This is a genomic window from Streptomyces sp. NPDC008086 (genome assembly GCF_042957325.1).
GTDB lineage: Bacteria > Actinomycetota > Actinomycetes > Streptomycetales > Streptomycetaceae > Streptomyces.
In genome coordinates this window covers 264,727-291,702 of the sequence record NZ_JBIBIA010000010.1, presented here as the reverse complement: position 1 = coordinate 291,702, position 26,976 = coordinate 264,727, and the positions used below count along the sequence as shown (strand labels likewise).

The window sequence follows — 26,976 nt, the reverse complement described above, 5'->3', positions numbered from 1 at the left end:
CATTGTTCCAGTCACCGAGCCGCGCGTGACGTCCGCTCGAGCCGGTGCGCGATGTGCCGGACGAGCCGTTCCAGATCGGCGCAGTAGACACTGGGGTGCCGGAACCCGGTCCCGGCAGCGTAGCGGTGCACGTAGTTCCCGCCCCCGCACACCTTCCCCACGGGGCAGCCCAGGCACTCCTCGGCGAGCGCCCGCTCCCCCAGCTGGCGTGCGGCGACACCGGGGTGGCGCAGGGCCTGGTCGAAGGAGTGCCGGAAGACGTCGAGCCCGGTCTCCGAGGCTCCCTCGTACGCCGATCTGAGCGAGTCGACCTGCTCGATGGCGCCGTCGGTCTCCACCACGACGGCCGCCATCGGTGACAGCCCCACGGCCTCGGCGCGGCTGGGCGAGCCGAGCAGCAGCCCGGCGATCTCCTGGAACAGCCGGATGCGCGTGCTGAGCCGCCCCTCGTCCCACCAGGCGTCGAAGACGGCGGCGAGCCAGTCGCCGTACGGCGTGGGGGTGGGGCGGTGCCGGCCCGGGGTCCGGCCGGGGATGCCGGGCGGCGGCCGGTCCCAGTTGGCGTGCGGGAGGAGGAAGTCGACCCCGGGCGGACGCAGGGCGAGCAGTGAGCGGTAGACGTCCAGGGGGTCGGTGGCCAGGTCGATCGTGCAGAGGATTCCGGCGTACGCCCGCGGTCGTGCCGCGAGCCGCTCGGCCGCCGCGCGGGCGGCCGGCCAGGCGGGGCGTCCGGCGTGGTCGACCCGGCGGGCGTTGTGCGCGGCGTTTCCGCCGTCGAGGCTGAGGCCGACCCGGATGCCGGCGTCGGCGAGGCGGTCGAGGGCGCCCGCCGTCAGCCGGGTGCCGTTGGTCTGGACGGTGGCGGTGACCCGGCAGTCGACGGCCGCGCGTACCGCGTCGGCGTAGGCGAGGACGGGGTCGGGGCCGGTGAGGAGGGGTTCGCCGCCGTGCAGTTCGATACGGATGGCGTCGAGGCGGTGGTCGCGGACGTGCTCGGCGATGCGGTCCGCGGCGCGGCGCATGGTGCGCTCGGCGGTTCGCGCCGGCCGGTCGCGCCAGCCGTGGTCGGGGCCCTGGTAGAGGTAGCAGTAGGTGCAGTCGAGGTTGCACCGACCGTGCACCTTGAGCACGAACTGCCGGAAGGGGACGGGCCGGTGGGCCGTGGTGTCGAGGAGGGCGTACGGCCAGGGCGGGTGCGGGTGGGTCGTCATGGCGCGTCTTCGTAGTGGGCGACGACGAGGGCGTCCTGCTCCCGGTCGCGGAGCTCGGCGAGGATCGCGGCCAGTACCGGGTGGTCGGTCTGGTCGGGGGGTGCGATCTCCGGGAGGGGTATGTGGGTGTCGTCGACGGGGAAGGTCACTCGGCGGCCGTTTCGGGGGACGGACGGGAGACGAGCGCGCGCAGGAGACGGATACGGTCGCGGTCGTCCGTCAGGCCGAGGGCACGGTCGTAGTCGGTACGGGCCTCGTAGGCCCGGCCCATCGCAGCGCGTGCCCGGCCCCGTTCGGTGAGGGCGGCGGCCACCAGCTCCACCTCGCCCGCCTCCTCGGCGATCTCGACGGCCTGGCTGAAGAAGTCGACGGCCTTGTGCAGGTCGGCGACGGCCGCCGTGCGCTCGTAGCGCAGCCGGGCCACGTTGCCGCGGCTGATCCGGCACTGGGCGAGCAGCCACGGGTGCTCGGAACCACGGGCGGCCTCCGCGAACAGCCAGTCGGCCTCGTACAGGTCGGTCAGCACACCGGTCAGGAGGTAACGCCGGTAGTAGGCGCGTCCCAGGCTCCGGCGCAGCCACGGAAGCTGGGGGTCGTCCGGCAGGCACTCCTCGACCGCCCGGCGCAGATGGTCGACGCTTCCGGCGATGTCCTCGGGCTCTCCTCTGAGGCCGAACCGGACGTACAGGGCCCGGCCGAGGTCGGCCAGCGTCCGCGGTCGTCGCCGGTCGTCCTCACCGAGCAGCCGCACCGCCTGCTCCCATGCCTCGATGGCGCGGTTCAGCTCGATCAGCCCTCCGGTCTGGTCGTGGCGGTCGCGGTATATCCGCCCGGCCCGCAGCAGGCACTCGAACCTGAGCTCCGGGTCGTCACCCGCGGCTCGCTCGGCCTGCTCCACGGCGTACAGCAGCAGGCTCTCCTCGCGCCCGGTCGGCGGGATCTCCACGGCGGCTGCCACGTCCAGCCAGATCCGGCAGCGGTCGGCGGCCGGCAGGGCGGTCTCGTCGCGGACCGCCTCCATGAGGTCCTCGGCGGCGCTGGTGGCCGCGTCGGCGGCGACCTCGGCATGTCCCTCGTGCCGTCGGGCCAGGTCGAGCCACAGCCTGCCCCGGGCGGCCAGGGCGGGCGCGGAGCCGGACAGCTCGAACCACACGCTCGCCGCGTCGACGGCCCGGTGCAGATGCAGCACAGGCCAGTCGTCGGCTGCGAGGGCGGGCTCGTCCTCGCCCCGGATTCCCGGCCCCGACGCCGCCACCAGCCGCCGCACACCCGTCAACGCCTCCGCCGCGGCCGCCCTGCGCTCCCGTGCCGCCGCCCCCGCGTCCTCGTCGGCCAGGACCGCTCCGAGGCTGTCGTCGGCCAGATACAGCAGCACGGCCAGCGCGTGCTCCCGCGCCAGCCCCGGCTCGTCGCGCGCCCACGCCCGCAGGCTCTCCGGGATCCCGTCGAACTCGGCGCCGCTCCCCCGCACCTCCTGCGCCTGGGCCCAGTGCACCAGCCCGAGGACGAGCCGGCCGCGCATCGTGACGTCCTGCCCGTCGAGCACCTCCCCCGCCTCCCGCAGGTCCTCGCCGACGCGCCGCACCCGCCACCGGGCGAGCAGCGCCTGGGCCAGTTCCTCGGCGGCGGTGAGCGGTTCGCCGCCCGAGCCCGCGACCGCGACCGCCTGCCGTGCGTACTCCACCGCCGCGTCGAGTTCCCGGGTGAGCCCTTCGCCGTTGAACCGGGCCAGCGCCCGCCGGCCCAGATCGAGCAGTTCCGTCGCGCTCTGCCCGCCCGCCGTGGCGCCCGCGACCGCGGGGAGCCGCGCCCCCAGGTCCCTGAGCACCTCGGCCGACACCTCGGCGAACGCCCGCAGCCCGGCCGGTTCCCGCTCGTCCGGGCCCGTGAGCTGTTCCGGGGCCGCGCCCGGCGGCACCGCGCCCCGCAGGAACGCTCCCGCGAGCGCGGGGAAGTTCCGCGCGCTGCGCCCGAACTTCCGTTCCACGTACTCGGAGCAGTGCTTGAACAGCAGCTCCACCTCGTCGACCGACAGCCGGGAGCGCAGCTCGGTGGCCACCCCCGGCAGGAAGTCGTAGCGGACGGCCCGTGGATCGTCCGCGTCCTCGCGCCGTCGCAGCAGCCCGCTGAGCAGCACCTCGGACAGCACGTCCGGTCCGCTCCCGGCCAGCATGGCGTGCTGGACGAGCTGCATCACCGGCAGGTACAGCGGCACCGCGGACAGGTACACCGCGAGGCGGCGCGCCTCGGACGACGCCGGGCGCCAGAACGTACGGACGCGGTCCGCTCCGCTGCGTTCCTGCGCGGCCCTCACTGGCGCCGCGGACGCCGGGTGGTCGGCCCGCACCCAGCCGGCCGCGGCGGACAGCGACTGTCCCGTCGCGCCGGACACCAGCCGCGCCCAGCCCTCCACCGACTCCCGCCGCAAGGCGAGCACGGGCACGGGCAGCGCGCCGAAGGCCACCGGCTCCTTGTCGGGCCGGAACAGCAGCGAGCCGGCCGGACCCTCGCGCCGGTGCAACACCCCACGCCGGGCGGGCAGATGGGTGCGCAGCCACATCCGCTGCGGCAACGGCTGCACGACGGCCACGGGCGCGGTGGTGGCCCAGCGGTGCAGCAGCCGCTGCACCTGTCCGCTGCGCCACATGGGCCCGGCGCAGTCGCTGAGGAGCAGGGTGACCCGGCGTCCGGTGGGGTCGCTGAGCTGCTCCGGTGCGTGCAGGGCGGCACCGGGTTCGGCGCCGGCCGCGCAGCCGGGCCGGCCGCCGGGCGCCTCGAGCAGATAGCGCACCTGCACCTCGCGGAAGGCGCCGGCGCGGGCGCAGACCTGGCGCAGTTCGTCGAGGGCCTGCTGCCACACGACCGTCGAGGTGGAGACGTCCATCAGGAGCAGCAGCCGGGCCTCGCGGCGCCGGTCGGTGCGCAGGACGGGCAGGACGAGGCCGGACTCGGCGGCGCGCTCGGCGGTGGCGTGCTCGTCGAGGGTGCGCGGGACGGGGCGTACGGGGGCCCGGTAACGCTGGAGCGGCCGTAACCCTCGTTGCAGGGCGAGGGGTTCGGGCAGGGCGGGTGCGGCGGGGACGCGGACGGGGGTCATGCGGACGTCGGTGCCGTCGCCGCCCGGACCGGGCGCGAACAGCCGGGCGCTGTCGGGCTGTCCCTCCTCACCGTCCTCGGCGGTCGTGCCGAGGGGCCGGGACGGGAGCGGGGGCAGCGGGCCGGGGCCGGGCGACGGTTCCGGGCCGGGCGCGGGGGCCGTCCTCGCCCTGTCGGCCCGGTCCGGGGAGGCCGGCAGCCAGCGGGCCAGCCACAGGGCGTCCGCCAGTTCCTCGACGCCGGGTGGGATGCCCGCGTCCCGCATACGCGCGACCAGCGCCGTGAGCACGGGGCTCACGCCGTCGGCCGGGAGGTCGGGGGCGCGGGGCGGCATGGCTACCGGGGCCCTCGGTCGAGGGGCTGCATCAGCAGCTCCGAGATCTCCTCGCGGCGCCGGTCCGCCTCCCGGGCGGCGTGCTGGGCGAGGAAGATGGCGTTGAGCAGCTGGTCGGTGGGGCGCAGCGCGCCGTCCGCCTCGGACTGGGTGAACTGGTCGACGAGGTCGCGGTTGGCCTCGTAGGCGCCGTGTCCGAAGTGGGCCTGGACGAGGGCGGCGAGCCTTTCGTCGCGCGGGGCCTTGAGGTCGAGCGGGATGCAGCGGCGCAGCAGCGCGGCGGGGAACTCCCGCTCGCGGTTGCTGGTCATGACGACGAACGGGAAGGCACGGCACTGGACCTGACCGCCGGTCACCGTGACCCGGCGGCCGTCGTCGGTGAGGACCCGCACCTCGGGGTCCCGGTCGGCGATGCGCTCCAGCTCGGGGATGGCGAAGCGGCCCTCCTCCAGGACGTTCAGCAGGTCGTTCGGCAGGTCGATGTCGCTCTTGTCGAGCTCGTCGATGAGCAGCACCCGGGGTTTGTCGGCGGCGAGCAGCGCGGTGCCGAGCGGGCCGAGCCTGATGTACCGGCCGATGTCCTGAGCGCCTTCCTCGCCGGGCAGCTGGGCGTCCTGGAGGCGGCCGATGGCGTCGTAGGTGTAGAGGCCGTCGCGCAGTTCGCTGCGGCTGACGATCGGCCACTCCAGGACGCGGCCGAGGTCGAGCTCGTAGGCGACGGAGTGGGCGAGTGTCGACTTGCCGACACCTGGTTCGCCGGTGACGAGCAGCGGGCGCCGCAGATAGAGGGCTGCGTTGACGAGTTCGAGGGCGTCGGGGTCCTGGACGGGCAGCGGGACGGTGCGCTCGCCGAGCCTGCGGTGGGTGGCGGAGTCGAGCTGCGGGACCTCGTAGTCGACGGGCGCGGCGTCGAACTTCCGCCAGGGCGGTGGTTCCGGCAGCGCGTCGACCCTGGCCGGATCCGGCTCCCCTACGCCCCGGTAGATGAACCACTCGCTCATGGTGCGCTCCTCGTCGACGGTCGGTGGTGGTCCACGTCCTGGCCGAAGGGAGCGTCGTGCGCCCGCAGCGGGCCCTTGGAAACATACCCGGAACTGCCGTGGTACACCGGGGATTTCGGCCAGGCCTCGGCGCTGTTCACAGCGGTGCGTCCACGGTTTCGGTCTCCTCGGCCGGGAGCGGGCGGCGCGGGTCGTCGTAGAGCAGGGCGAGCGGTTCGGCCCAGGCGCTGTCGGGCCGTTGCTCGCTGATGTCCTGCCGTACGTGCCGCAGCCGGTCGGGGAGTTCGGCGAGCGAGCCGAGCGTCTCGAGGAACTTCTCCACGCGCGCGTGGAGCGTGTCGCACTCCGGCGGACAGGCGCCGCGCTCGGGGTGCGGGCCGGTGTGCCAGAGCGCCACGGGATGGCCGCTGCGCAGCGCGTGCTTCATCGCGACATTGCCGGTGCCCTGTCCGGCCGGACGGCACATCACGGGGATGCGGTGGCGCTCGGCCGCGTGGTAGCCGGTGGCGTCCACGGCGCCCGGCGGGGGCATGCGCCAGCCCTCGAAGCGCCGGCCGGCCGTGATGCCCTGCCAGCGGTCGAGCCACAGGTTGTCCGGATATCCCCGGCGCTCGAGAGCGCGCAGCACGAGGCGACGGCGTGCGCCCAGGTGCCCGGGGTCGTTCAGCGCGGCGATGTCCGCGAACCGCCAGCGGTGCACGGCGGTGTCGAAGTGTTCGGCGGGCAGGCCGACTTCGAGCGGTACCGGGTGGCCCTCCCGGTCCTTGGACTCCAGCAGTCCGCCCAGCGGGACGCGCAGCGCCTGGACGAGTTCGTCGGGCCGGCAGCCGTGCACGGAGGGGTCGGCCTCGTGGAGTTCGGGCAGGCCGTCGCCGTCGTCGTACCAGATCTGCCAGAAGAACCGGACGGGCTGCGCGCTGATCACCGGGTCCAGCAGCAGGGCCACGACGGGGCCCTCGCCGGGGCCGGGATAGGAGATCACCACGCGTTCCGGGCCGTGGTCGTCGGGGGGTGGCAGGAGTTCGTCGGGGAGGGCGACGTTGCGGGCCAGGGCGTGCAGGTCCTTGCGGGGGTCCCGGCGCAGCCGCCTGGTGATCCAGTCGGCGAGGGCGGGGTTCGCGGCGTCACGCGCGCGTGCGTGGGCCTCGACGAGCCTGAGGTAGCGCAGGAAGGTGAGCGGGTCGAGCGGGGCGCTGCCCGCGTAGAGCAGGCCGTGGCCGTCGCGCCAGGTCCGCAGCTCGGGTGTGGCACCGGGCCACTTGTTGCCGCTGCGCGCCTCCCTGGCGATGACGTGGACGGTGGGTTCGTCGGGTGGGGGCGGCAGTTCGGCCAGCAGGGCGAGCGCCTGACGCCGGTCTCGAGGCGTCCAGGCGGCGCCCTGGCCGTCCGCCGGACCGCCCTGGAGGTCGACCCAGTTGTCCCCCCTGTCCGACACCGGCTCCTCGCCGTGCCAGCGGTCATGGGCGGCCATGACCGTGCGGTACGTCTCCCCGAAGCGGCGCAGCGCGGCGATGGCCACCGCCTTGCCGCCGTCCTTGTCCCTGCGCTTTGACTTGATCAGGCCTACGACGGCTCCCGACTCCGGGTCGAGCAGCGGTCCGCCGGACATCCCGCTCTGGAGGTCGATGTCCGGCTTGATGATCAGCCCGTGCGTGTCCTCCTGGCCGTTGATCACGGCGTCCACCATGCGGAAGTGGGCCTCGGGCGGGCCGGGGTAGTAGCCGCATGCCTTCAGGGCGCCGGAGTGGCGGGCGGCGCGGTCGGTGAGCCACACGCACTCGTGCGGGTGCTCGCCGGTCAGCCGGACCAGGGCGAGGTCCTCGGCCAGCGGGACCTTGGGGTTGCGCGGGTCGGTGATCAGCCAGTCCGCGAGCCGGGCCTCGGCGTCGACGCCCTCGCCGCGCACCCGGAACGCGACCGTGCGGTCCGCCGCGAGGTGCTGGCGCAGCACATGGGCGGCGGTCAGCACCCAGCCGGGCGCGACGAAGAAGCCGCTGCCCCACAGGGGGCCGTCCTTGCCGCCGGCCGGGAGCAGATGGACGGTGGCCGCCCTGACCAGGTCGAAGAGACGGTCGTGCCGCTCGCTCATGCGCCGACCGCTCTCCGGTCGCCCTCCTCAGCGCCGCCGCGATCGAACTGCCAGGTGAGGGTGACCTCCAGGGACGCCTTGGCCTCCCCGCGCGCGAGCACCGCGACCGCGAGGCCCTCCTTGGCGGTCAGCTCCACGCCGAAGGTGATGGAGGCCTCGTCCGGCCTGGCCGCCCGGGCCGCGTCGAGCACGGTGCCGCCGACGGCCTTGATCAGCTCCTGGAGCTGTTCGACCTTGGCGACGGCGGCCTCGGTGAAGCCGACGTCCTCCTGGTCGTCGTAGGCGTCGGCCGCGCCGATCCGCGCGGTGATCACCGTGCCGTCCGGCAGTTCGACATCCTGGATGTGACTCATAACGCTCCCCCGAAGAGCCCGGGCCGCCCGGTCAACCGATCCCGGGCGGCGCCCACTTGAACAGCGACGAGGCTAATACCCAGGTTGGTTGCGGAAGTATGCGGGCGGTGCGCAGGAGTAGGCGGGTGTCGGCCGCGGGGGCGGCCGGGGCGGACGCCGGCAGATGACGGGAGCCCTACTCGTCGTCCTCGTCGTCCAGACGGGCCAGCCACGTCGCCAGGCGCTCCACCGGCACCTCGAAGTCCGGGTTGAGATCGACGAAGGTCCGCAGCTGCTCGGCGAGCCACTCGAAGGTGACCTCCTCCTCGCCGCGCCGCTTCTCCAGTTCCTCGATGCCACGGTCGGTGAAGTACAACTCTTGCTCCTGATACTGACGGGACAAGCCCTGGGGACCTACACCCTCAGGGTATGCCGCGCCGGACCGGATCTTCCCCGGCGTCAGTCGGGCACGTGCGTGACGCCGTACGCCAGCCCCAGCGCACCGTGCGCCAGCAGCACCGCCCCCGCCGCGATCCAGCCACCACTGCGCCGCCGCAGCCCCCAGGCCACGAGAGGCACACCGGCCGCGACCTGGGCCAGGGCGAGGGCGGGTGAGCGGGGACCGCCGACCCAGGGCAGCCAGGGGCCGAGGTGGCGGCCCTCGACGGCGTCGAGTTCGGCGCGCAGGGCGTGCCGCCAGCCCGACCACTCGACCAGGCGGATGTGCGGCTGGTCGCGGGCGGCGCTCTGGAGGCTGTCGGCGTCCTCGCCGGGGGCGAGGCCGACGGGCAGGGACAGGCCCGCGCGCGTGAGGACGGCGATCAGGCCACGCATGCGCGCCCGTGCGTCGGCCGCGGAGTCGGGGCGCGTCAGCGCCTCCAGGGACTGCATGTCCAGGACGGGGTCGAGGCCGAGCCGCCCGGCGAAGGTGCGCATGGCCTCGTCCTCGCCGGCCGGGGTGCCGTTGGCGAGCCAGACGTAGCCGACGGGGCGGCGGAAGCCTGAGGCCAGGGTGTATCCGGCGCGGTCGGCGTCCCACCACAGGGCGAGGACCGGCCAGGGGGAGCCGACGGCGAGGGCGGTGGCCCAGCCGGTGAGGACGCGGTCGACGGGTTCGCCGCCCCCGAGCCACGGCCGGCCCTCGGGAACGAGCACGCTCCACTCCCCGCCGGCCGACGCGAGCAGCATGTCCTCGCGCAGCAGCCGGGCGGCGGGGGCGACGGACTCGGGCTCCGCGCGGCAGAGCAGCAGGGCGCCCGGGGCGGGGCGGGCCTGGCGGGCGGTCCTGAACTGTTCCGTCGACATGACAGACACGCTAGGCCGCTTTGTCCGCATCACGAGATTTGTGATCACCAGAACGAGTGCCTTGACTTTCCCTCACCGCGATATATCGTGTTTCTCGTAAGACGCGATATGGCGTGTCGCGTTTCCGATCCGGCCCGTGCGGCCGCGTCCGGTCGCCCAGGAGGTCCGCACCATGTCCGAGTGGTCCGTAGCAGAGCCCGGGAAGCTCACCTTCGACGAGCCGGTGAGCGAGCTCCAGGTGCGCGTCGTCAACGGAACGGTGAACGTCGTGGGGACGGACGAAGGTTCCGCCCGCCTGGAGGTCTCCGAGATCGAGGGCCCGCCCCTGATCGTCACCCAGCAGGACGGCACCCTGACGGTGGCGTACGAGGACCTGCCCTGGAAGGGCTTCCTCAAATGGCTCGACCGCAAGGGCTGGCGGCGCAGCGCGGTGGTCTCCCTGGCGGTGCCCGCCGGCACCCGCGTCGAGGTGGGTGTGGTCGGCGCCGGTGCGGTGGTCTCCGGGATCCACGGCCCGTCGGTCGTCAAGGGCGTCACCGGTGACACGACACTCGTCGGCCTGTCCGGCCCGGTCCGCGCCGACACCGTCTCCGGGAACCTGGAGGCCCAGGCCGTCACTGGCGACCTCCGCTTCAACTCCGTCTCGGGCGACCTCACGGTCGTCGAGGGCTCCGGCTCCTCCGTGAAGGCCGACTCGGTCAGCGGCTCCATGATCGTCGACCTCGACCCTGAGGGCCCGACCGACGTCCGGCTGACCAGCGTCTCGGGCGAGATCGCCATCCGCCTGCCGGCCCCGGCGGACGCGGACGTCGAGGCCAACACCGCGAGCGGCAGGATCTCCAACGCCTTCGAGGGCCTGCGGGTGCACGGCCAGTGGGGCGCGCACAAGATCACCGGCCGCCTGGGCGCCGGCACCGGCAAGCTCCGGGCGACGACGGTCTCCGGTTCGATCGCCCTGCTGCGCCGCCCGCCGAGGGAGGACGAGACCTGGGAGACGGAGGCCCGGGAGGACGCCGAGCCGCCTGCCGCGGACCCCACGACCGACCCGCTGCCGCACCCGCACCATGCCTCGGGGGACAATTCCGTCTCCGGCCAGGACACCGACGCGATGGACACCCCACCCCGGTTCGCACCCCACGCCCCGGCCGACGGCACGACCGACAAGAAGGTGCTCTGACATGCCTCCCGTCTTCGCCCACGGCCGCCTCCGCCTCTATCTGCTGAAGCTGCTGGACGAGGCCCCGCGCCACGGCTACGAGGTGATCCGCCTCCTCGAAGAGCGCTTCCAGGGTCTGTACGCCCCGTCGGCCGGCACCGTCTACCCCCGCCTCGCCAAGCTGGAGGCCGAGGGCCTGGTCACCCACACCACCGAGGGCGGCCGCAAGGTCTACGCCATCACGGACGCCGGCCGCGCCGAACTGGCCGACCGCTCCGGCGAACTGGCCGACCTGGAACTGGAGATCAGGGAGTCGGTCGCCGAACTGGCCGCCGAGATCCGGGCCGACGTACGCGGCGCGGCGGGCGACCTGCGCCGCGAGATGCGAGCGGCCGCCTCCGAGGCCCGCCAGGGCAACGGCCCCCGGCCGGACGCCCCGTTCTCCGACCTGTCCGACTACACCGACAAGGAGGCTTGGCGCGCCGCCAAGGAGGAGATGCGCCGCGCCAAGCAGGAGTGGAAGGAACAGGCCCGGCGCGCCAAGGACGAGAGCCGCCGCGCCCGCGAGGAGGCCCAGCGTGCCCGACGCCAGGCCAAGGAGGCCCAGGACCGCGCCCGCACGGAGGCCCAGGAAGAGGTCCAGCGCATCGCCCGCCGGGTCCAGGAACACGTGCAGGACCACTTCGTCCGCGGCGACTGGCCGACGGGCCTACGGGAGGGCCTGACGGAACTGGCCAAGGAGTTCGGCGAATTCGGCAAGGACTACGGCAAGGAGTTCGGCCGCGACTTCGGCTTCGGCCGCCAGGACGCCCCCAGGCCACCCCAGCACCACCCCGACTACTCGGACACCCCAGAGGACTTCCCCGCCGACTACGAGCCCAGCTGGGCCCACGAGCCCCCCACCGACGACCCCACCCGCGACCTGGACCGCCTGCTCGACCGCTTCCGCGACGACATCCGTGACGCGGCAAGGGACCACGGCGTCACCCCGGACCAACTCCGAGACGCCCGCCGCCACCTGTCGACAGCGGCGGCCCACATCGGAGCCCTGCTGCGCACACCGAAGTCATAACCCCGCCTCCCACGCCAGTGGGGGGGGCCCCCCCCCCCCCCCCCCCCCCCCCCCCCGGGGGGGGGCCCCCCCCCCCCCCCCACGCCCCGCCCCCCCACGACACCCAGCCAGCCCCCAGCCGAGCCCAGGCAAGCTCCCAGCCTCACCCGACCTCACCCGGCCTCATCCAGCCTTCGCCTCCCCTCCCCCGTACAGCACCCGGGTGACGGCCTCATAGGTCACTCCGTGATCGGCGAGCACCTCGGCGGCGACACCGGGCCGGCCGACGAGCGCGAGCAGGATGTGCTCGTCACCGATGTGCCGGTCCCGCTGGGCGACTGCGATACGCAACGACCGCTCCAGCACGTCCTTGGCCCCCCCGACTGAACGATGGCCGCCCGGACCACCACCCCTTGTCCTTCGGGTCCCCGGACAACGCCCCGACCCCGTGAACCTCCTCCACCCGGGCGACGACCTCTCCCACATCGATCCCCAGCCCGGCCAGCGCCTCGGCCTCGGCCTGCGAAAGCCCACCTCGCCGCCGAGCCTCCCCCAACGCCCCCCGCACTGAGTCCAGCCACCGCCCACCCCCCAGCGCGGCGAGCGCGAACGAGGCCCGGCTCCCTTCCCGATCGAGCAGCGCAAGCAGCAGATGCTCGGCATCGACTGTCCGCCCGCCAGCCTCCCCGGCGTACTCAACCGCCCCGGTCACCACCGCACGGGCGTCCTTCGTGAACCGCTCGAACATCAACGCCTCCCGTACTTCTTGTGCACGGCCTGCCTGCTGACCCCGAGTTCCGCGGCGATCTCCTGCCACGACCACCCCTGGTTGCGCGCACTGCGCACCTGAACCGCCTCCAACTGCTCCAGCAGCCGTCGCAACGCCGCAACGGCTCGCAACCCGACCCGCGGATCGCGATCCCCGGCCCGCTCGGCAAGATCTGTGGCTTCACCCATACCTGTCAACCTAAGTTGACGCCCACCAAACGTCAACCCCAGTTGACATGAAAAAAGGCGGGCCCGGGGGCAAAGCCCCAGACCCACTACAAGGCGCAACTACGACAACTACCGCCCCGACAAACTCAGTTAGTCAGTACGATCTTCCCGAACTGCTCACCCGAAGCCATCCGCTCAAAGCCCTCCCGGGCCCGCTCCATCGGAAGCACCTCGTCGATCACCGGCCGCACACCCGTGGCGGCACAGAAGGCCAGCAGATCCTCCAGCTCGTCCTTCGTCCCCATCGTGGACCCGACGACCTTCAACTCCAGGAAGAAGATCCGCGTGAGCTCGGCGTGCGAGGGCCGATCCCCACTCGTGGCACCGGAGATCACCAGCGTGCCCCCGGGCTTCAGCGACTTCACGGAGTGCGACCAAGTGGCGGCACCGACCGTCTCGATCACGGCATCGACCCGCTCCGGCAGCCGAGCCCCGGACTCCACCGCCTCCACGGCCCCGAGCTCCAGGGCCCGCTTCCGCTTGGCCTCGTCCCGACTGGTGGCGAAGACCCGCAGCCCCGCGGCCTTCCCGAGCACGATGGCAGCGGTGGCGACGCCACCCCCCGCCCCCTGCACCAGCACCGAGTCCCCGGGCCGTACGCCCGCATTGGTGAACAGCATCCGATAGGCGGTCAGCCAGGCCGTAGGCAGACAGGCCGCCTCCTCGAAGGACAGCTCCTTCGGCTTGGGCAGCACATTCCACGTGGGCACGGCGACCTGCTCGGCGAAGGTCCCCTGATACCGCTCCGTCAGAATCGACCGCGGCTCCTTGGGCCCCACCCCATGCCCACTCTGTCCGATCACCGAGTGCAGGACGACCTCATTGCCGTCCTCGTCGATCCCGGCGGCATCACAGCCGAGGATCATCGGCAACCGCTCCTCGGGCAGACCCACGCCCCGCAGTGACCAGAGATCGTGATGATTGAGCGAGGCGGCCTTGACGTTGACGGTACTCCAACCGGCGCGGGCCCCAGGGGCCGGACGCTCCCCCAACTCCAGTCCGGAGAGCGGCTCGTCGCGGTCGATTCGGGCGGCGTAGACAGCGAACATGACCTTGACGATAGGCTCCCCGCTCGCCCGACGGAACCACAGCCCCCTGTGAGACACGCCCGCTTGACGAGCCACGAAACCTGAGGTGGCAGGCGCCGCACCCGCGTACGGCGGCAAGGGGACGTGCCGGGGGGTGTCCGCCCGCAGCGGCGGGCGTCAACGCACAGCACATCTCAAGGCAGCCGAACCGCCCGACCGAGGACGGACCCCCCCCCCCCCCCCACGGCCCCGCCCCACCCCTCACCGAACCGCGCTACGCGAACCCCCACTCACCGCAGCGGGCCGCCGCAGGCATCCCCGCTCAATCGGCCGCACCCACCCAAAAAGATGGCCCCGCCCACCAGGGCGAGGCCATCCACAACTCAGCTCAGCGACAGCTCAGCTCAGCTCACGGCAGAGCCGGTCACCGCCGAGCAACCCCCTCCGCCCGAGCCGCAGCGGCCACCGCGGCAGTGACCGCCGGCGCCACCCGCTCGTCGAACGGCGACGGAATGACGTAGTCCGCGGCAAGGTCGTCCCCCACCACAGCCGCCAGCGCCTCAGCCGCAGCGATCTTCATGCCCTCGGTGATCCGCGACGCCCGAACCTGCAGCGCCCCCGCGAAGATCCCGGGGAACGCCAGCACGTTGTTGATCTGGTTCGGGAAGTCCGACCGCCCGGTCGCCACGACCGCCGCGTACTTGTGCGCGACGTCGGGGTGCACCTCGGGGTTCGGGTTGGCCATGGCGAACACGAACGCGCCCTCGGCCATGGAGGCGACGGCCTCCTCCGGCACGGTGCCGCCGGACACGCCGATGAAGACGTCCGCGCCCTCCAGAGCCGCCTCCAGCGACCCGGTGATGCCCGCCTTGTTCGTGAACCCGGCAAGCTCCCGCTTGACCGACGTCAGGTCGTCCCGGTCGGCCGACACGATGCCCTTGCGGTCGGCGACCGCGACATCCCCGATGCCGGCCTCGACCAGCATCTTGGCGATCGCGACACCCGCCGCCCCGGCGCCCGAGATGACGGCCCGCAGATCCCCGAGCCCCTTCCCGGTCAGCCGCGCGGCGTTCCGCAGCGCGGCCAGCGTCACCACGGCCGTACCGTGCTGGTCGTCATGGAAGACCGGAATGTCCAGCCGCTCCTGGAGCTTGCGCTCGATCTCGAAGCACCGGGGCGCCGAGATGTCCTCCAGGTTCACACCACCGAAGGACGGTGCGAGCCGGACCACGGTCTCGACGATCTCGTCGACGCCGGTGCAGTCCAGCGCGATCGGCACGGCGTCGACGCCGCCGAACTGCTTGAACAGAATCGCCTTCCCCTCCATCACCGGAAGGGAGGCCTCGGGCCCGATGTCCCCGAGCCCGAGAACGGCCGTGCCGTCGGTCACGACGGCGACCACGGACGACTTCCACGTGTAGTCGTGCACGAGCTCCGGCTGCTCGGCGATCGCGCTGCACACCTTCGCGACGCCGGGCGTGTACGCCAGGGACAGGTCGTCCTTGTCGCGGACCGGCACGGTGGCCTGCACGGCCATCTTGCCGCCACGGTGCAGCGCGAAGGCAGGATCGAAGGAATCGAGGGGTTCGACCCCGCCGTCCTGATCGGTATTGCCGCCGCTGCGAGGATTGACGATCTCCGCTGCCACTTTGTCTGACCCCTTAAGTGTTCATGGTTTGAGGGTGGGACCACTCCTGGTGAGAAGTGGGCGGGACCGCGCATGACCCTGCTCGTTGATACGTACGACGTACGACGTACGGGCACATACGCGACGGGCGCGCCGCACACGCGCCCTGAGCCCCGGATGAGGGGTGTAAAGAACCTTCTTACCGGACGGACGGCGCCGACGACGAGTCCAATACGTGCAAGATCACATGACAGGAAGGGAAACACGCACGCGGACGACACGAATCGGACACGGACCGATGACGATGCCGGTGTGATTCGTGACCAAATAAGCGGACAATCTACGGCGTACAGTGCAAAGAGCAATCGTCCACCCGTAAACATCCCGGCCGCCGACCCCGGACCGGCCATGATCGATCCACAACTCGCCCACATCCCGGGATTCACCGAAGATCTTTCGGCCGGAAGGGCGGATTCCCGTAGAAGGTGCGGCCAGGATGTCCGACCTGAGGCGGTTCGGAAGCCACCCGTTATCCGATTTTGACATCGCGGGCGCCCTGAATGCCTAAGTCCGAATGGCAAGATGCCGTAATCACACGAGGTCGCGGCACTCGAAGGCGTGTGCTCTCGTCGACCTAGGAAAACAAGGCACCCGGCCGAGCCCATCGGCGGGAGCCCGCCCCATCGGCAACTCCACCCATCCGCCGGAGGAACCCACCATGACCGCAAGCTCCACCCGTCGTACGACCGCCACGCGCTCCCGGCTGGCAGCGGTCGGCTCGATCGCGGTCGCAGGCGCCCTGATTCTCACCGGCTGCGGTGACCAGACGAACGACAGCGGCAGCGACAGCACCGAGACGGGGAAGTCGAGCACCGCCCCGCTCTTCGCCAAGCTGCCCAAGAAGATCCAGGACGCGGGCGTCATCAAGGCCGGCACGAACGCCGAGTACGCCCCGATGGAGTTCCAGGAGGGCGGCAAGATCGTCGGCGTCGACCCCGACATCGCCGCCGCGCTGGGCGAGAAGCTCGGCGTGGAGTTCCAGTTCACCTCGGGCTCCTTCGACGGCCTGATCACCGCCCTGAACTCCGGTCGCTACGACGTCGCCATGTCCTCCATCACGGACACCCCGCAGCGTCAGGAGGGTCTGGACGACAAGGGCAAGAAGCTCGGCCCGGGCGTCGACTTCGTCGACTACTTCACGGCCGGCACCGCCGTGTACGTCCAGAAGGGCAACCCGAAGAAGATCAACTCGATCGAGGACCTCTGCGGCCAGACGGCGGCCGTCCAGCGCGGCACGACGTACGAGAAGGCCCTGCAGACCCAGTCCAAGGCCTGCACGGACGACGGCAAGAAGAAGATCAACATCGAGTCGTTCGAGAACGACACCGAGGCCCAGACCCGCGTGAAGTCGGGCGGCGCGGTCGCCGGCGTCAACGACTACCCGGTCGCCGTGGACCTGGCCCGCAAGTCCGGCGGCGGCAACGACTTCGAGGTCGTCGGCGAGCAGGTCGACGCCGGTCCGTTCGGCATCGCGGTGAACAAGGAGAACAAGCAGCTCACCGCGGCCCTCGAAGAGGCCGTCAACGCGATCATCGAGGACGGCACGTACAAGAAGATCCTCGAGAAGTGGGGCGCCGAGTCCGGCGCGATCGACAAGGCCGCGATCAACGGCGGCAAGTGACCGTCCCGGGCAAGCACTGAAGGGCAGTCACAGTGACTGACAAGTTCGACAAGGAGCCGGCCGACGCGAAGCCGTCGGCCGCCGTCTCCAAGAAGGGCGGGGCCGTCCCGCCCGAGGCGATCAAGGCCATTCCGGTACGGCACTACGGCCGCTGGGTCAGCGGTGTCGTCGTGCTGGCCCTGGTGGCCCTGCTCGTCAACGCCTTCGCCACCGCCGAGAAGATCCAGTGGAACGCGGTCGGCGACAAGCTGTTCGACTCCAGCATCGTCGCCGGGGCCGGCCGCACCCTGCTGATCAGTGTCCTGGCAATGGCCATGGGCGTGGTTCTGGGCATCGTGCTCGCCGTGATGCGGCTCTCGAAGAACCCCGTGACGAGCTGGGTCGCCTGGCTCTACATCTGGTTCTTCCGCGGCACGCCGGTCTACGTCCAGCTGCTGCTGTGGTTCAACCTGGCGCTGATCTTCCCCGTGCTGAATCTCGGTCCGATCTACAAGGACGAGATGGTCGACGTCATGACCCCGTTCATGGCGGCCCTGCTGGGTCTGGGCCTGAACGAGGCGGCATACATGGCCGAGATCTGCCGCGCCGGTCTGATGGCCGTCGACGAGGGCCAGACCGAGGCCTCGCACGCACTGGGCATGAGCCACAGCAAGACGCTGCGCCGCATCGTCGTCCCGCAGGCGATGCGGGTGATCGTGCCACCCACGGGCAACGAGTTCATCAACATGCTGAAGACTTCGTCGCTGGTGTATGTGGTGTCGTATCCGGAACTGACACGCTCCGCCACATCGATCGGCTCAACCTCATACGCAGTGATGGAGATGCTTTTCGTGGCCTCCATCTGGTATCTGGTCATGACCAGCGTCTTCAGCGTCTTCCAGTACTACCTGGAGCGCCGCTACGCCCGTGGCTCGTCCCGGAACCTGCCGGCGACGCCGTGGCAGAAGGTCAAGGCCAACCTGCTCTCGTTCAGCCGCGAAAGGGGTGCGGCATGACCGCCATGGTGAAGGCCGAGGGCGTCCACAAGTCCTTCGGCCCCGTACAGGTCCTCAAGGGCATCGACCTGGAGGTGAAGTCCGGCGAGGTGTTCTGCCTCATCGGCCCCTCCGGCTCCGGCAAGTCGACGTTCCTGCGGTGCATCAATCACCTGGAGAAGATCAACTCCGGTCGGCTGTATGTCGACGGCCAGCTGGTCGGCTACCGCCAGAAGGGCGACAAGCTGTACGAGCTCAAGGACAGCGAGGTCGCGCTCCAGCGCCGGGACATCGGCATGGTGTTCCAGCGGTTCAACCTGTTCCCGCACATGACGGCGGTGGAGAACGTCATGGAGGCGCCGATCCAGGTCAAGGGCGTGAGCAAGGCCCAGGCCAGGGAGCGTGCACGGGAGCTGCTCGACCGCGTCGGCCTGGCCGACAAGGCCGGCAGCTACCCCTCGCAGCTCTCCGGCGGCCAGCAGCAGCGCGTCGCCATCGCCCGGGCGCTGGCTATGGACCCGAAGCTGATGCTCTTCGACGAGCCGACCTCGGCCCTGGACCCGGAGCTGGTCGGCGACGTCCTCGACGTCATGCGCGACCTGGCCGAATCCGGTATGACGATGGTCGTCGTCACCCATGAGATGGGCTTCGCCCGCGAGGTCGGCGACAGCCTGGTCTTCATGGACGGCGGCGTGGTCGTCGAGTCCGGCGACCCGCGCGAGGTCCTGACCAACCCGCAGCACGAGCGGACGCAGGCGTTCCTGTCCAAGGTGCTCTGAGGCTCGAAAGAACCAATGCAAGTGCGGGCTCCGATGCTTTTCAAATGCGGAGCCCGCACAGCACCTCAGAAAAACCTCAAACTTGTTGCTACTCGAGGAACGATCAAGCTAGGGTCCCGGGAACTGAATGGTGAATCATTTCAACGTTCAAATCCATCCCTGACCTAGGATGCGCATATGCGGGCAGCAAGAAGGATAGCTATAGCGGCTACTACGGCGGTCGCTTCCATGGGGGCATTGCTCGCCGTTGGCTCACCGGCCCAGGCCGCTACGACCACCAAGTTCTGCAATGCCCCCTACTCTCCTGTACCTGGATGCTTCTACTCAACAGGCGACATCTTCACTGTCCAGGATCTGCGTGCTGACAGCAAGCGTGGGGTTCTCATATGGATGCTGGACGGCGGTCGCCACGGGGAATGCCATGATGCGAATGGTGCCAATAACCCTCCCACGAAATGCGATGTAGACCTTCCGGAAGGTGAACTGGTGACTTTCTGGACCGTGATACGTGACGGCGCCCATGGCGCAGAATCGTGGGAGTCCGAGCCCATGGTGGCCTGGACATCTGGTCGCTGAAGTCGAGTTTCATCACGTTTAGCAGATAACGTTTCGGCGCTTCCTGCTACCGTGCTCTGACGGTACGACGCTGGGGCGGTACGAGATCCTCGTACCGCCCCTTCAGCATGTACCGCGCCCTACGGCAGCAGCTCGGGCGCCATGACCACGGCGCGCAGTTGGTCCGCCGTCAGCGGCGGGGCGTCGAGCCCGGGCCCCAGCGCCTGCTTGCCCTCCAAGCCGCTGCCGGCCGTGATCATGACCAGGTAACCCTTGGTGAACAGCCGCACGGAACGCTTGGGCCCCCATGTGGTGCCGCCCCTGCTGCTCTCCTGCGTCAGCTCGGTGGACTCACGCAGATCGCCGTGCGGCAGCGTCTCGGGGACACAGGTCGCCGTCGTCCCCGGGACGTACGACGAGCACCGCTCCCGGACCGGCACCGGCGAGTCCTCCCGCCGGCCCGGGAAGACCTGGATGTTGAGATACCCGACGCCGCGGTCCAGGGTGACGGACCGTCTCACCCCTTCCAGGGGCGCCGGGACCCCCGTCAGGACGCGGAAGAGGCGGTACGAATTTCCCGTACCGCCTCTGCTCGGTGCCACTGCCTTTCGGGCCCTGTCGTCACTTCAGCGCGAGCAGCAGAGTGTCCGAGGGTGAGCACCACACGGGCCGGGCCTCGCCGAAGCCCTTCTCGCGGAGCACGCGCGCGTGCCACTGGGCGGACGGCATGTCGCCGTCGGCGTGCTCGCCGTAGATGGCGAAGCGCCGGGCCGTGGGTTCGGCGAGGACCGGGTCCTGCGCCGCGAGCTGCCACCACTCGGACCAGTCGAGGGCGCCGTCCGCCTTGGCCTGATCCATACGGGCGTGGCGCAGGGCGCGCTCGGCCGCGTTGATCCGGGGCGTCGAGTCGTCGATCATGTGGTCCGCGTTCAGGAACACACCGCCGTCGCGGACCAGCTCCGCGACCTGACCGTAGAGGGCCGCGAGTGGTTCACGGTGCAGCCAGTGCAGGGCCGTGGCGGTCAGGACGGCGTCGTACGAGTCGTACGGCAGCTTCGCCGGCCAGTCGGGGTCCTTGAGGTCGGCGGTGACGAAGGTGACCCGGTCGTCGCCGGCGAAGGTGCCCTCGGCGATGGCGAGGAGGGCGGGGTCGAGGTCGACGCCCGTACTGGTGGCCGCCGGGAACCGGGCGAAGAGCCGGGCCGTGATACTTCCCGTGCCGCACGCGAGATCGAGCACGCGCGGAGCGGGGCCGACCAGGGCCTCGACCATGTCGAGCATGATCCGGAAGCGTTCCTCGCGGTCGGGCATGTACCACTCCTGCTGGCGGTCCCAGCTCTGCTGCCAGGCCGGCCAGTCGGCGCCGGCCGTGGTGGTGATGTCCGTGTCCGTCATAGAACCCTCCATCGCGTACGTCACACAAACGCTTTACGTAATACCCTGGAAGCACGATCAGCTGTTACCCGACCGCACCACGACGATAGAACGCCTCCGTAAGGACTACAAGTGGAACTGGCCTATTACTCGGATTACGCCGTACGACTCGTCAACAGCGAGGACCCGGCCCGGGGCAAGGACTCGCTGACCTCGGTCGAGGCCGTCCGCGACCTGTTCGGCGGCAGCCAGGAGGCGGCCCGCCGCGCCACCGACGGCGACGTCACCCGCTTCCGCTCGGTACGAGCGCGGCTCAGGGCGGTCTTCGAGGCCGCGGACAACGGCGACGAGGCGCTGGCGGTGAACCTGCTGAACGCGCTCCTCCTGGAGTTCCCGGTGAGCCCGCAGATCTCCGGCCACGACTTCCGGGACGACGACGGCCGCCCGCTGTGGCACATGCACCTCGCGGACCACCCGTCCAACGCGACCGCCGGCTACGCGGCCATCGCGGCGATGGGGCTGGCCTTCCACCTCACCGAGTACGGCGTCGACCGCCTGGGCCTGTGCGAGGCACCCCCGTGCCGCAACGCCTACCTGGACACGTCCACCAACCGCTCCCGGCGCTACTGCTCGGACCGCTGCGCGACCCGCGCCAACGTGGCGGCCTACCGCGCCCGCAAACGCCTGGAGGCCGACCGGTCGGCGAAGACGGGCCGTACCGCCGACACCGCCCAGCGCGCCAGCGCGAACGGCGAGCGCTGATCCGGCTTGCGCGGCCGGTACCGGAAGCGGACCTTGCCCAGGATCAGCTCGTCCGGCACCACCCCGTAGTCGGTGCTGTCGCCACCGGCGTAGGCGTTGTCCCCGAGGACCCACCACCCGCCCTCGCGCTTCTCGGCGGCACGCTTGACGACCAGCAGGTCCTGCTGGAACGGATGCCGCAGCACCACCACGTCCCCGGGCCGGATCCGGCCCCGGTGCCACACCACGAGCAGATCGCCGTGATACAGCGTGGGCACCATCGACGGCCCGGTCACCTCGGCCCACCCGAAGGGCTGAGCGGCCCGCCCGCGCTCGACGTCCTGCGACAACTCCGGCATCCCCGGCACCTCCCCGGTACTGTCCTCCACCAGTCTCAGTCTGACCCTGGACTTTTGTCCTAAGCCCATGGGGGCACTCGCGAAAACCCGTCTCGCAGGGAGTAATGTCCCACCTGAGAAGACGATCACGAGGAAGGAATGCTCCATGCTTTCCCGCCTGTTTGCCCCCAAGGTCAAGGTCAGCGCACACTGCGACCTGCCCTGCGGTGTGTACGACCCGGCCCAGGCCCGCATCGAGGCGGAGTCGGTGAAGGCCGTACAGGAAAAGATGGCCGCCAACGACGACCCGCACTTCCAGGCGCGTGCCACCGTCATCAAGGAGCAGCGCGCCGAGCTCGCCAAGCACCACGTCTCGGTGCTCTGGAGCGACTACTTCAAGCCCCCGCACTTCGAGAAGTACCCGGAGCTGCACCAGCTGGTCAACGACGCCCTCAAGGCCCTCTCGGCCGCCAAGGGCTCGACCGACCCGGCCACCGGCCAGAAGGCTCTGGACTACATCGCCCAGATCGACAAGATCTTCTGGGAGACCAAGAAGGCCTGACCTCGGTCACGCCCCTTGGACCCGCGATCTCTCCGATCGCCCGCTCCACCTCCCGCACCCGGCCCGCAGGCCCGCCGAGACCGGCGGTCGTGACGGTCCGGGTGCGGTCTTGTTCCGGGGCCCCGCGGCAGGAGACACGATCCTTCAATTACCGGCCAAGCGCGGCAAATCGGCCACCCGGCTCCCTCACGGTTCCGTGTATCGGCGGTGATTGTGTTCACGCGCCGGACAGTGGCCCCGCATCCTCCGCTTCCCGTAGGTTCTTGGTGAATTCACAGGGGGAGTGAGCAGCGCTCCGACCCCGTCTCGTGCCCGTGCGGCCGAGGCGGGGTTTTCCGTGCTCTGCGACGAGCGGGCGAGTGGGACCACATCAGGGGACCAGTCACCCGGCGGCGTGGCCGGCCCCCGCCGGATGGAACGCCGACCCCGGGAGAACCCCCTGCGCCGCCGCCTGCCTCTCTGGCCGATCCCGCTGCTGTGGACCCTCGCGCTCGGTCTGTGGGGCCTGTCCCGGCAGCACAGTGTGTGGCGGGACGAGGCGGCGACCTGGCAGGTGGCCCGGCGGCCGGTCGCCGACATCTGGCACATGCTGGGGCAGGTCGACGCCGTGCACGGGCTCTACTACCTGCTGATGCACGGCGTGTTCGCCTGCTTCGGCGCCGGTACCACGGCCCTGCGCCTGCCCTCCGTGCTGGCCATGGCGGTCGCCGCGGCCTGTGTGACGGTCGTCGGGCAACGGCTGGCCGGGGTCTGGGCGGGCCTCGCGGGAGGGCTGGCGTTCGGACTGCTTCCGGCCGTGCAGTTCTACCTCCAGGAGGGCCGCCCGTACGCGCTGGTCGCGGCCGGCGCCGGGATCGCGACCCTGTTGCTGGTGACCGCCCTGGAGGGCCGGGCCCGACCGGTGCACTGGGTCGCGTACGCCGGCACGGTCGCCGTGTGCGGGCTGCTGAACTGGCTGTCCCTGCTGATCCTGCCCGCCCATCTGGCCACCCTGCTCTGGGTACGGGCGCCCCGCCGGATCTGGCGGTACTGGGCTCCGGCCGCGACGCTCGCCCTGGCGGCCGTACTGCCGTTGATCCTGTTCAGCCGGCGTCAGTCGGCCCAGGTGTCCTGGATACCGCCGCTGACCTGGCACATGCTGATCGGCCCGGCGGTCCTGCTGACGATCGGCGGGCTCGCGGCCCTGCTGGACCGGCCGTGCGCGGGACGGCTGTCCCCGGCGGCGGTCGGGCTGCCGCTGCTGGCCGTGCCGCAACTCGGCCTCCTCGGGCTCTCCCTGGTCCGGCCTCTCTTCCTGGACCGCTATGTGCTGTTCAGCATGCTCGGGCTGGCGCTGCTGATCGGTACGGCGCTGAGGACGGCCGTACGGGTGAGCAGGCCGCGGTTCCCGAGAGCGGCGCCCTGGCTCGTCCCACTCGCGGTCACCGTGGCCGTCGTCGCCCTGTTGCCGCAGTCGCTGGCCAAGCGGTCCCCGTCGAGCCGGGTGGACGACGTCCTGGCGGTGGCGGCCGACGTACGGCGGCTGAAGCAGGACGGGGACGCGGTGGTCTTCGTACCGGCGGCCCGGCGCGACACCGCGCTGGTCTGCCCCGACGACTTCGCCGGGTTGCTGGACATAGCGCTGGCGAAGGGCCCGGTGGAGTCGGGGACGTTGAAGGGCGAGGAGGCGGGTCCGGCCCGGATACGGGAGGCGATGCTGGCGCAGCGGCGCATACTGCTGGTCACGGACGTGCCGGCGGTGGCGCGGCCCGTCTCCGCCGAGCGGGACCGGACGAAGGCCGCCGTACTGAAGGAGCACTTCACGGTGGTGGCGGACGTACAGGTCCGTGGGCGACGCGTGACGGCCTACGAGCGGCTCTGAGAAGGCGTCAGCAGCAGTCAGGGCCCGACCGTTCCCCCCGACCGGGCCCTGACTGTCGGCGTCCATCAAGGAACTGCCCGTCAAGGGAACTGTCCGGCATGGGAACTGTCCGGCAAGGGAACTGCCCGTCAGTGGAACGGCGGCACGATCAGATAGATCCCGTACGCCACCACCGCCGCGCAGGCGACGAAGCACAGCCCGGCCTGCGTGAGGCCGAGGGCGGAGGTGCCGCCGGTCTCCTCGCGCGCGCCTTCGTAGCGGGCCAGGCCCAGCACGCCGAGGGCGAAGACGGCGACCACGGCCACGGTGACGGCGAGGCTCACCGCGGCGACCTGGCCGAGTGCGGTCCAGTCGAGGTTCATGATGGGAACTCCTTTTGTCTCAGGCGGCCGTACCGACCTTGGTCGGCTCGGTGCCGCGGATCGTGACCTCGTGGGCGTCGTTCACGTTGTGCGCGGACACCGGGTTGCGCCGGGAGACGAGCACGATGCCGGTGGCGACGGCCGCGCCGACCAGGGCGACCACGGCCGTACCGAGGTCGCCGCCGTGCTTGACCGCGCTCGCCGAGACCCCGCCGACGAGGGCGGCGGCGGGCAGGGTGACCATCCAGGCCACGACCATGCGCCCGGCGACACCCCAGCGGACCTCCGCCAGCCGCCGGCCGAGGCCCGCGCCGAGGATGCTGCCCGAGGCGACCTGCGTGGTGGACAGGGCGAAGCCCAGGTGGGCCGAGGTGAGGATGACCGTCGTGGAGGCCGTCTCGGCGGCGAAGCCCTGCGGGGACTGGATCTCCGTGAGGCCCTTGCCCATGGTGCGGATGATCCGCCAGCCACCGAGGTAGGTACCCAGGCCGATCGCCAGGCCGGCCGAGGCGATCACCCACAGGGGCGGGCCCGCGTCGTGGCCCAGCGCGCCGGCCGAGATCAGGGTCAGCGTGATGACTCCCATCGTCTTCTGCGCGTCGTTGGTGCCGTGCGCCAGGGAGACCAGCGAGGCCGAGGCGATCTGCCCGACCCGGAAGCCCTTGGTGACGGACTGGCTGCGGGCGCGCGCGGTGAGCTTGTAGGCCAGGAACGTGGCCAGCAGCGCCGCGACCCCCGCGACGATCGGCGAGGCCACCGCCGGGACCAGCACCTTCTCGACAACCTTGTCAAAGTGCACGCCGTGCGACCCCGCACCCACCCAGACAGCGCCGATCAGCCCGCCGAACAGCGCGTGCGACGAGCTGGACGGCAGCCCGACCAGCCAGGTGAGCAGATTCCACAGAATGGCCCCGACGAGCCCGGCGAAGATCATGCCCGGGCTGACGAGCGTGTCGTCCACGATGCCGCCGGAGATCGTCTTGGCGACCTCGGTGGAGAGGAAGGCACCGACGACGTTCAGGACACCGCTGATGAGCACGGCCGTCCTTGGTTTGAGCGCCCCCGTGGCGATGGAGGTGGCCATCGCGTTCGCCGTGTCGTGGAATCCGTTGGTGAAGTCGAAGGCGAGGGCCGTCACGATGACGACCGCCACCAGGAACGTGATGTGGTCCATTCCCCCATGCAAACAAGCGCGGGCCAATTCGCGGCGAACCGCCGGCAAAGCGTGTCCCAGGAGTCCGCGCGCGGTTGGTAAGGGCCCGGGAAGCCGCGGTGGCGCCCCCGGCGGGTGCCGTACAGCTACGGCGGGCGGCTGCCGCAGGTGCGTGAGGCGGCGGCCGACTCCGCGACCGCGCAGGGGCTGCCGACAGATCTACGATCGCCCCATGAGCATCCGCTGGACCTACGCCTTCGTCGACCGCCCCGCCGCGTCATTCTCCCGGGCCCACGCCTTCTGGACCGCGGTGACAGACACGCAGCTGTCCGAATTCCGGGGGGAGCGGGACGAGTTCGTGACGCTGCTGCCGGGCGGCGGCGCCGACGCCTGTGTGAAGGTCCAGGGTGTCGACTCGGGCGCCGGTGGCGCGCATCTCGACTTCGCCGTGGACGACGTACCGGAATTCGTGGAGTCGGCGCTGCGGCGGGGTGCGGGGATCGCCGTCGAGCACGAGGGGTGGGCCGTACTGCGGTCGCCCGCCGGGCAGTTGTTCTGTGCCGTGCCCTGGCAGGGGGAGTCGGTACGGCCACCCGTGGTGCGCGACAGTCGGCTCGACCAGGTCTGCCTCGACGTGCCCCCCTCGCTGTACGAGGACGAAGTCGCCTTCTGGAGCGACCTGTTGGCCGACTGGACGTCGGCGCCCGGCTCCCGCCCGGAGTTCCATGTGCTCAGGCCGCCGAACGGGCTGCCGGTGCGCATCCTGCTCCAGCGGCTCGGCGAGGAGCGGCCCGTGTCCGCCCATCTGGACCTCGCCTGCGCGGACATCGCGGCGACCCGCGCCCGACATGAGGAGCTGGGGGCGTCCCTCGTCGCCCCGGGTGCCCACTGGACGGTGATGCGCGATCCGGCGGGCGGCACCTACTGCCTGACGGGACGGGATCCCGAGACGGGCGGACTGCCCGCACGGCACGTCTGAGCAGGCCGGGCGCCGGCCCGTCGCGGCACTCCACGCGAGGCGCCGCGGCGGGGCCACGTCACCCCCAGGGTTCCACGTCCACCACCGCGTCCACCGGAATGGGCCCGTACACATGGGGGAACTCCTCTCCCCCGGGCGCCGGCGCCTCGTACTTCAGCGGCACGTCGAGCCGCGCGGCGTCCACGACCAGGACCACGAGTTCGTCGGGGCCGTCGTAGGAGCCGTACAGGAAGGCGGCCACGGTCGGGAGCTGGGCGCGGGTCGAGCAGTGGATGAAGCCCTCCTCCTGGAGGGTGCGGCCACGCGTCGACATCTCGTACGTGCCCCGCTCTCGGGCCGCGTCCCACAGGGAGCGCTCTGTGATGTGGAGAATGAACGTCTGCTCGGGCAT

At 71.3% G+C, this 26,976-nt stretch carries 27 protein-coding genes and 1 pseudogene; 9 read left to right on the top strand and 19 right to left on the bottom strand.

What is annotated here, in order from left to right:
• Nucleotides 1-11: 11 nt before the first annotated feature.
• From ACFZBP_RS33760 to ACFZBP_RS33725, 8 genes are all read right to left on the bottom strand, one after another.
• The gene (locus ACFZBP_RS33760; RefSeq protein ID WP_391418822.1) at nucleotides 12-1,211 is read right to left on the bottom strand and encodes an FxsB family cyclophane-forming radical SAM/SPASM peptide maturase; all 1,200 of its coding nucleotides are present in this window, start codon (nucleotides 1,209-1,211) and stop codon (nucleotides 12-14) included.
• The gene (locus ACFZBP_RS33755; protein ID WP_391418820.1) at nucleotides 1,208-1,360 is read right to left on the bottom strand and encodes a hypothetical protein; all 153 of its coding nucleotides are present in this window, start codon (nucleotides 1,358-1,360) and stop codon (nucleotides 1,208-1,210) included. Before ACFZBP_RS33755 ends, ACFZBP_RS33760 begins: the two co-directional genes overlap by 4 nt.
• Nucleotides 1,357-4,641, bottom strand: a complete 3,285-nt coding sequence (locus ACFZBP_RS33750) for an SAV_2336 N-terminal domain-related protein (RefSeq protein ID WP_391418817.1) — start codon at nucleotides 4,639-4,641, stop codon at nucleotides 1,357-1,359. Before ACFZBP_RS33750 ends, ACFZBP_RS33755 begins: the two co-directional genes overlap by 4 nt.
• Before the next feature lie 2 nt (nucleotides 4,642-4,643).
• Nucleotides 4,644-5,642, bottom strand: a complete 999-nt coding sequence (locus ACFZBP_RS33745) for an AAA family ATPase (protein WP_383451817.1) — start codon at nucleotides 5,640-5,642, stop codon at nucleotides 4,644-4,646.
• A 136-nt stretch (nucleotides 5,643-5,778) separates the two neighbouring features.
• Nucleotides 5,779-7,731 carry a trypsin-like peptidase domain-containing protein gene (locus tag ACFZBP_RS33740; RefSeq protein ID WP_391418814.1) on the bottom strand — a complete coding sequence of 651 codons (1,953 nt, stop codon included), beginning with the start codon at nucleotides 7,729-7,731 and terminating at the stop codon, nucleotides 5,779-5,781.
• The gene (locus tag ACFZBP_RS33735) at nucleotides 7,728-8,084 is read right to left on the bottom strand and encodes a CU044_2847 family protein (RefSeq protein ID WP_391418811.1); all 357 of its coding nucleotides are present in this window, start codon (nucleotides 8,082-8,084) and stop codon (nucleotides 7,728-7,730) included. Before ACFZBP_RS33735 ends, ACFZBP_RS33740 begins: the two co-directional genes overlap by 4 nt.
• Before the next feature lie 175 nt (nucleotides 8,085-8,259).
• Entirely contained in the window at nucleotides 8,260-8,439 is a 180-nt protein-coding gene (locus ACFZBP_RS33730; RefSeq protein WP_003992906.1) for a DUF6104 family protein, read from the bottom strand.
• An 83-nt stretch (nucleotides 8,440-8,522) separates the two neighbouring features.
• Nucleotides 8,523-9,368, bottom strand: a complete 846-nt coding sequence (locus ACFZBP_RS33725) for a hypothetical protein (protein WP_391418809.1) — start codon at nucleotides 9,366-9,368, stop codon at nucleotides 8,523-8,525.
• A 172-nt stretch (nucleotides 9,369-9,540) separates the two neighbouring features.
• Here ACFZBP_RS33725 and ACFZBP_RS33720 point away from each other — a divergent pair, with 172 nt between their 5' ends.
• Nucleotides 9,541-10,545 carry a DUF4097 family beta strand repeat-containing protein gene (locus ACFZBP_RS33720; RefSeq protein ID WP_391418806.1) on the top strand — a complete coding sequence of 335 codons (1,005 nt, stop codon included), beginning with the start codon at nucleotides 9,541-9,543 and terminating at the stop codon, nucleotides 10,543-10,545.
• Nucleotide 10,546: 1 nt separating this feature from the next.
• Entirely contained in the window at nucleotides 10,547-11,596 is a 1,050-nt protein-coding gene (locus tag ACFZBP_RS33715) for a helix-turn-helix transcriptional regulator (protein ID WP_391418805.1), read from the top strand.
• Nucleotides 11,597-11,758: 162 nt separating this feature from the next.
• On the opposite strand, the pseudogene ACFZBP_RS33710 reads toward ACFZBP_RS33715, so the two are convergent.
• The 4 genes and pseudogenes from ACFZBP_RS33710 to ACFZBP_RS33695 form a co-directional block, all read right to left on the bottom strand.
• Nucleotides 11,759-12,323, bottom strand: a pseudogene (locus ACFZBP_RS33710) (Clp protease N-terminal domain-containing protein).
• Complete coding sequence (locus ACFZBP_RS33705) at nucleotides 12,323-12,532, bottom strand: helix-turn-helix domain-containing protein (RefSeq protein ID WP_030049537.1); 210 nt, start codon at nucleotides 12,530-12,532, stop codon at nucleotides 12,323-12,325. Before ACFZBP_RS33705 ends, ACFZBP_RS33710 begins: the two are co-directional and overlap by 1 nt.
• 125 nt (nucleotides 12,533-12,657) lie before the next feature.
• On the bottom strand, nucleotides 12,658-13,620 hold the full coding sequence (locus ACFZBP_RS33700) for a zinc-binding dehydrogenase (RefSeq protein WP_391418802.1): 963 nt from the start codon (nucleotides 13,618-13,620) through the stop codon (nucleotides 12,658-12,660).
• A 403-nt stretch (nucleotides 13,621-14,023) separates the two neighbouring features.
• The gene (locus ACFZBP_RS33695) at nucleotides 14,024-15,247 is read right to left on the bottom strand and encodes a malic enzyme-like NAD(P)-binding protein (RefSeq protein ID WP_391418800.1); all 1,224 of its coding nucleotides are present in this window, start codon (nucleotides 15,245-15,247) and stop codon (nucleotides 14,024-14,026) included.
• A 697-nt stretch (nucleotides 15,248-15,944) separates the two neighbouring features.
• Here ACFZBP_RS33695 and ACFZBP_RS33690 point away from each other — a divergent pair.
• The 3 genes from ACFZBP_RS33690 to ACFZBP_RS33680 are packed head-to-tail and all read left to right on the top strand — an operon-like array spanning nucleotide 15,945 to nucleotide 18,660.
• The gene (locus ACFZBP_RS33690; RefSeq protein ID WP_391418798.1) at nucleotides 15,945-16,907 is read left to right on the top strand and encodes a transporter substrate-binding domain-containing protein; all 963 of its coding nucleotides are present in this window, start codon (nucleotides 15,945-15,947) and stop codon (nucleotides 16,905-16,907) included.
• Between the two features lie 32 nt (nucleotides 16,908-16,939).
• Complete coding sequence (locus ACFZBP_RS33685) at nucleotides 16,940-17,902, top strand: ABC transporter permease subunit (RefSeq protein WP_391418796.1); 963 nt, start codon at nucleotides 16,940-16,942, stop codon at nucleotides 17,900-17,902.
• On the top strand, nucleotides 17,899-18,660 hold the full coding sequence (locus tag ACFZBP_RS33680; protein ID WP_391418794.1) for an ATP-binding cassette domain-containing protein: 762 nt from the start codon (nucleotides 17,899-17,901) through the stop codon (nucleotides 18,658-18,660). Before ACFZBP_RS33685 ends, ACFZBP_RS33680 begins: the two co-directional genes overlap by 4 nt.
• A 324-nt stretch (nucleotides 18,661-18,984) precedes the next feature.
• On the opposite strand, the gene ACFZBP_RS33675 is transcribed toward ACFZBP_RS33680, so the two are convergent.
• From ACFZBP_RS33675 to ACFZBP_RS33665, 3 genes are all read right to left on the bottom strand, one after another.
• Nucleotides 18,985-19,182, bottom strand: a complete 198-nt coding sequence (locus ACFZBP_RS33675; RefSeq protein ID WP_391418792.1) for a hypothetical protein — start codon at nucleotides 19,180-19,182, stop codon at nucleotides 18,985-18,987.
• A 173-nt stretch (nucleotides 19,183-19,355) separates the two neighbouring features.
• On the bottom strand, nucleotides 19,356-19,736 hold the full coding sequence (locus tag ACFZBP_RS33670; protein ID WP_391418790.1) for a hypothetical protein: 381 nt from the start codon (nucleotides 19,734-19,736) through the stop codon (nucleotides 19,356-19,358).
• A gap of 100 nt (nucleotides 19,737-19,836) precedes the next feature.
• The gene (locus ACFZBP_RS33665; protein WP_391418788.1) at nucleotides 19,837-20,610 is read right to left on the bottom strand and encodes a methyltransferase domain-containing protein; all 774 of its coding nucleotides are present in this window, start codon (nucleotides 20,608-20,610) and stop codon (nucleotides 19,837-19,839) included.
• Between the two features lie 111 nt (nucleotides 20,611-20,721).
• On the opposite strand from ACFZBP_RS33665, the gene ACFZBP_RS33660 reads away from it, so the two are divergent.
• Nucleotides 20,722-21,351, top strand: coding sequence for a CGNR zinc finger domain-containing protein (locus ACFZBP_RS33660; protein ID WP_383451790.1), 630 nt, complete (start codon nucleotides 20,722-20,724; stop codon nucleotides 21,349-21,351).
• Here the strand turns inward: ACFZBP_RS33660 and sodX are convergent.
• Nucleotides 21,255-21,689, bottom strand: coding sequence for a nickel-type superoxide dismutase maturation protease (gene sodX / locus ACFZBP_RS33655; protein WP_383452042.1), 435 nt, complete (start codon nucleotides 21,687-21,689; stop codon nucleotides 21,255-21,257). The two genes, ACFZBP_RS33660 and sodX, sit on opposite strands and share 97 nt — an antisense overlap.
• 145 nt (nucleotides 21,690-21,834) lie before the next feature.
• Here sodX and sodN point away from each other — a divergent pair, with 145 nt between their 5' ends.
• A complete protein-coding gene (gene sodN, locus ACFZBP_RS33650) occupies nucleotides 21,835-22,230 on the top strand; it encodes a superoxide dismutase, Ni (RefSeq protein ID WP_007491258.1) in 396 nt (131 codons plus the stop codon).
• Nucleotides 22,231-22,642: 412 nt separating this feature from the next.
• Nucleotides 22,643-24,091, top strand: a complete 1,449-nt coding sequence (locus tag ACFZBP_RS33645; protein WP_391418785.1) for a hypothetical protein — start codon at nucleotides 22,643-22,645, stop codon at nucleotides 24,089-24,091.
• A 128-nt stretch (nucleotides 24,092-24,219) separates the two neighbouring features.
• On the opposite strand, the gene ACFZBP_RS33640 is transcribed toward ACFZBP_RS33645, so the two are convergent.
• Both ACFZBP_RS33640 and ACFZBP_RS33635 read right to left on the bottom strand, forming a co-directional pair.
• Nucleotides 24,220-24,453, bottom strand: a complete 234-nt coding sequence (locus ACFZBP_RS33640; RefSeq protein ID WP_391418782.1) for a hypothetical protein — start codon at nucleotides 24,451-24,453, stop codon at nucleotides 24,220-24,222.
• Nucleotides 24,454-24,472: 19 nt separating this feature from the next.
• Nucleotides 24,473-25,627, bottom strand: a complete 1,155-nt coding sequence (locus ACFZBP_RS33635) for an inorganic phosphate transporter (protein WP_391418780.1) — start codon at nucleotides 25,625-25,627, stop codon at nucleotides 24,473-24,475.
• 211 nt (nucleotides 25,628-25,838) lie between these two features.
• On the opposite strand from ACFZBP_RS33635, the gene ACFZBP_RS33630 reads away from it, so the two are divergent.
• Complete coding sequence (locus ACFZBP_RS33630) at nucleotides 25,839-26,585, top strand: VOC family protein (RefSeq protein WP_391418777.1); 747 nt, start codon at nucleotides 25,839-25,841, stop codon at nucleotides 26,583-26,585.
• 58 nt (nucleotides 26,586-26,643) lie between these two features.
• Here the strand turns inward: ACFZBP_RS33630 and ACFZBP_RS33625 are convergent, their stop codons facing one another.
• A complete protein-coding gene (locus ACFZBP_RS33625; protein WP_391418775.1) occupies nucleotides 26,644-26,976 on the bottom strand; it encodes a DUF952 domain-containing protein in 333 nt (110 codons plus the stop codon).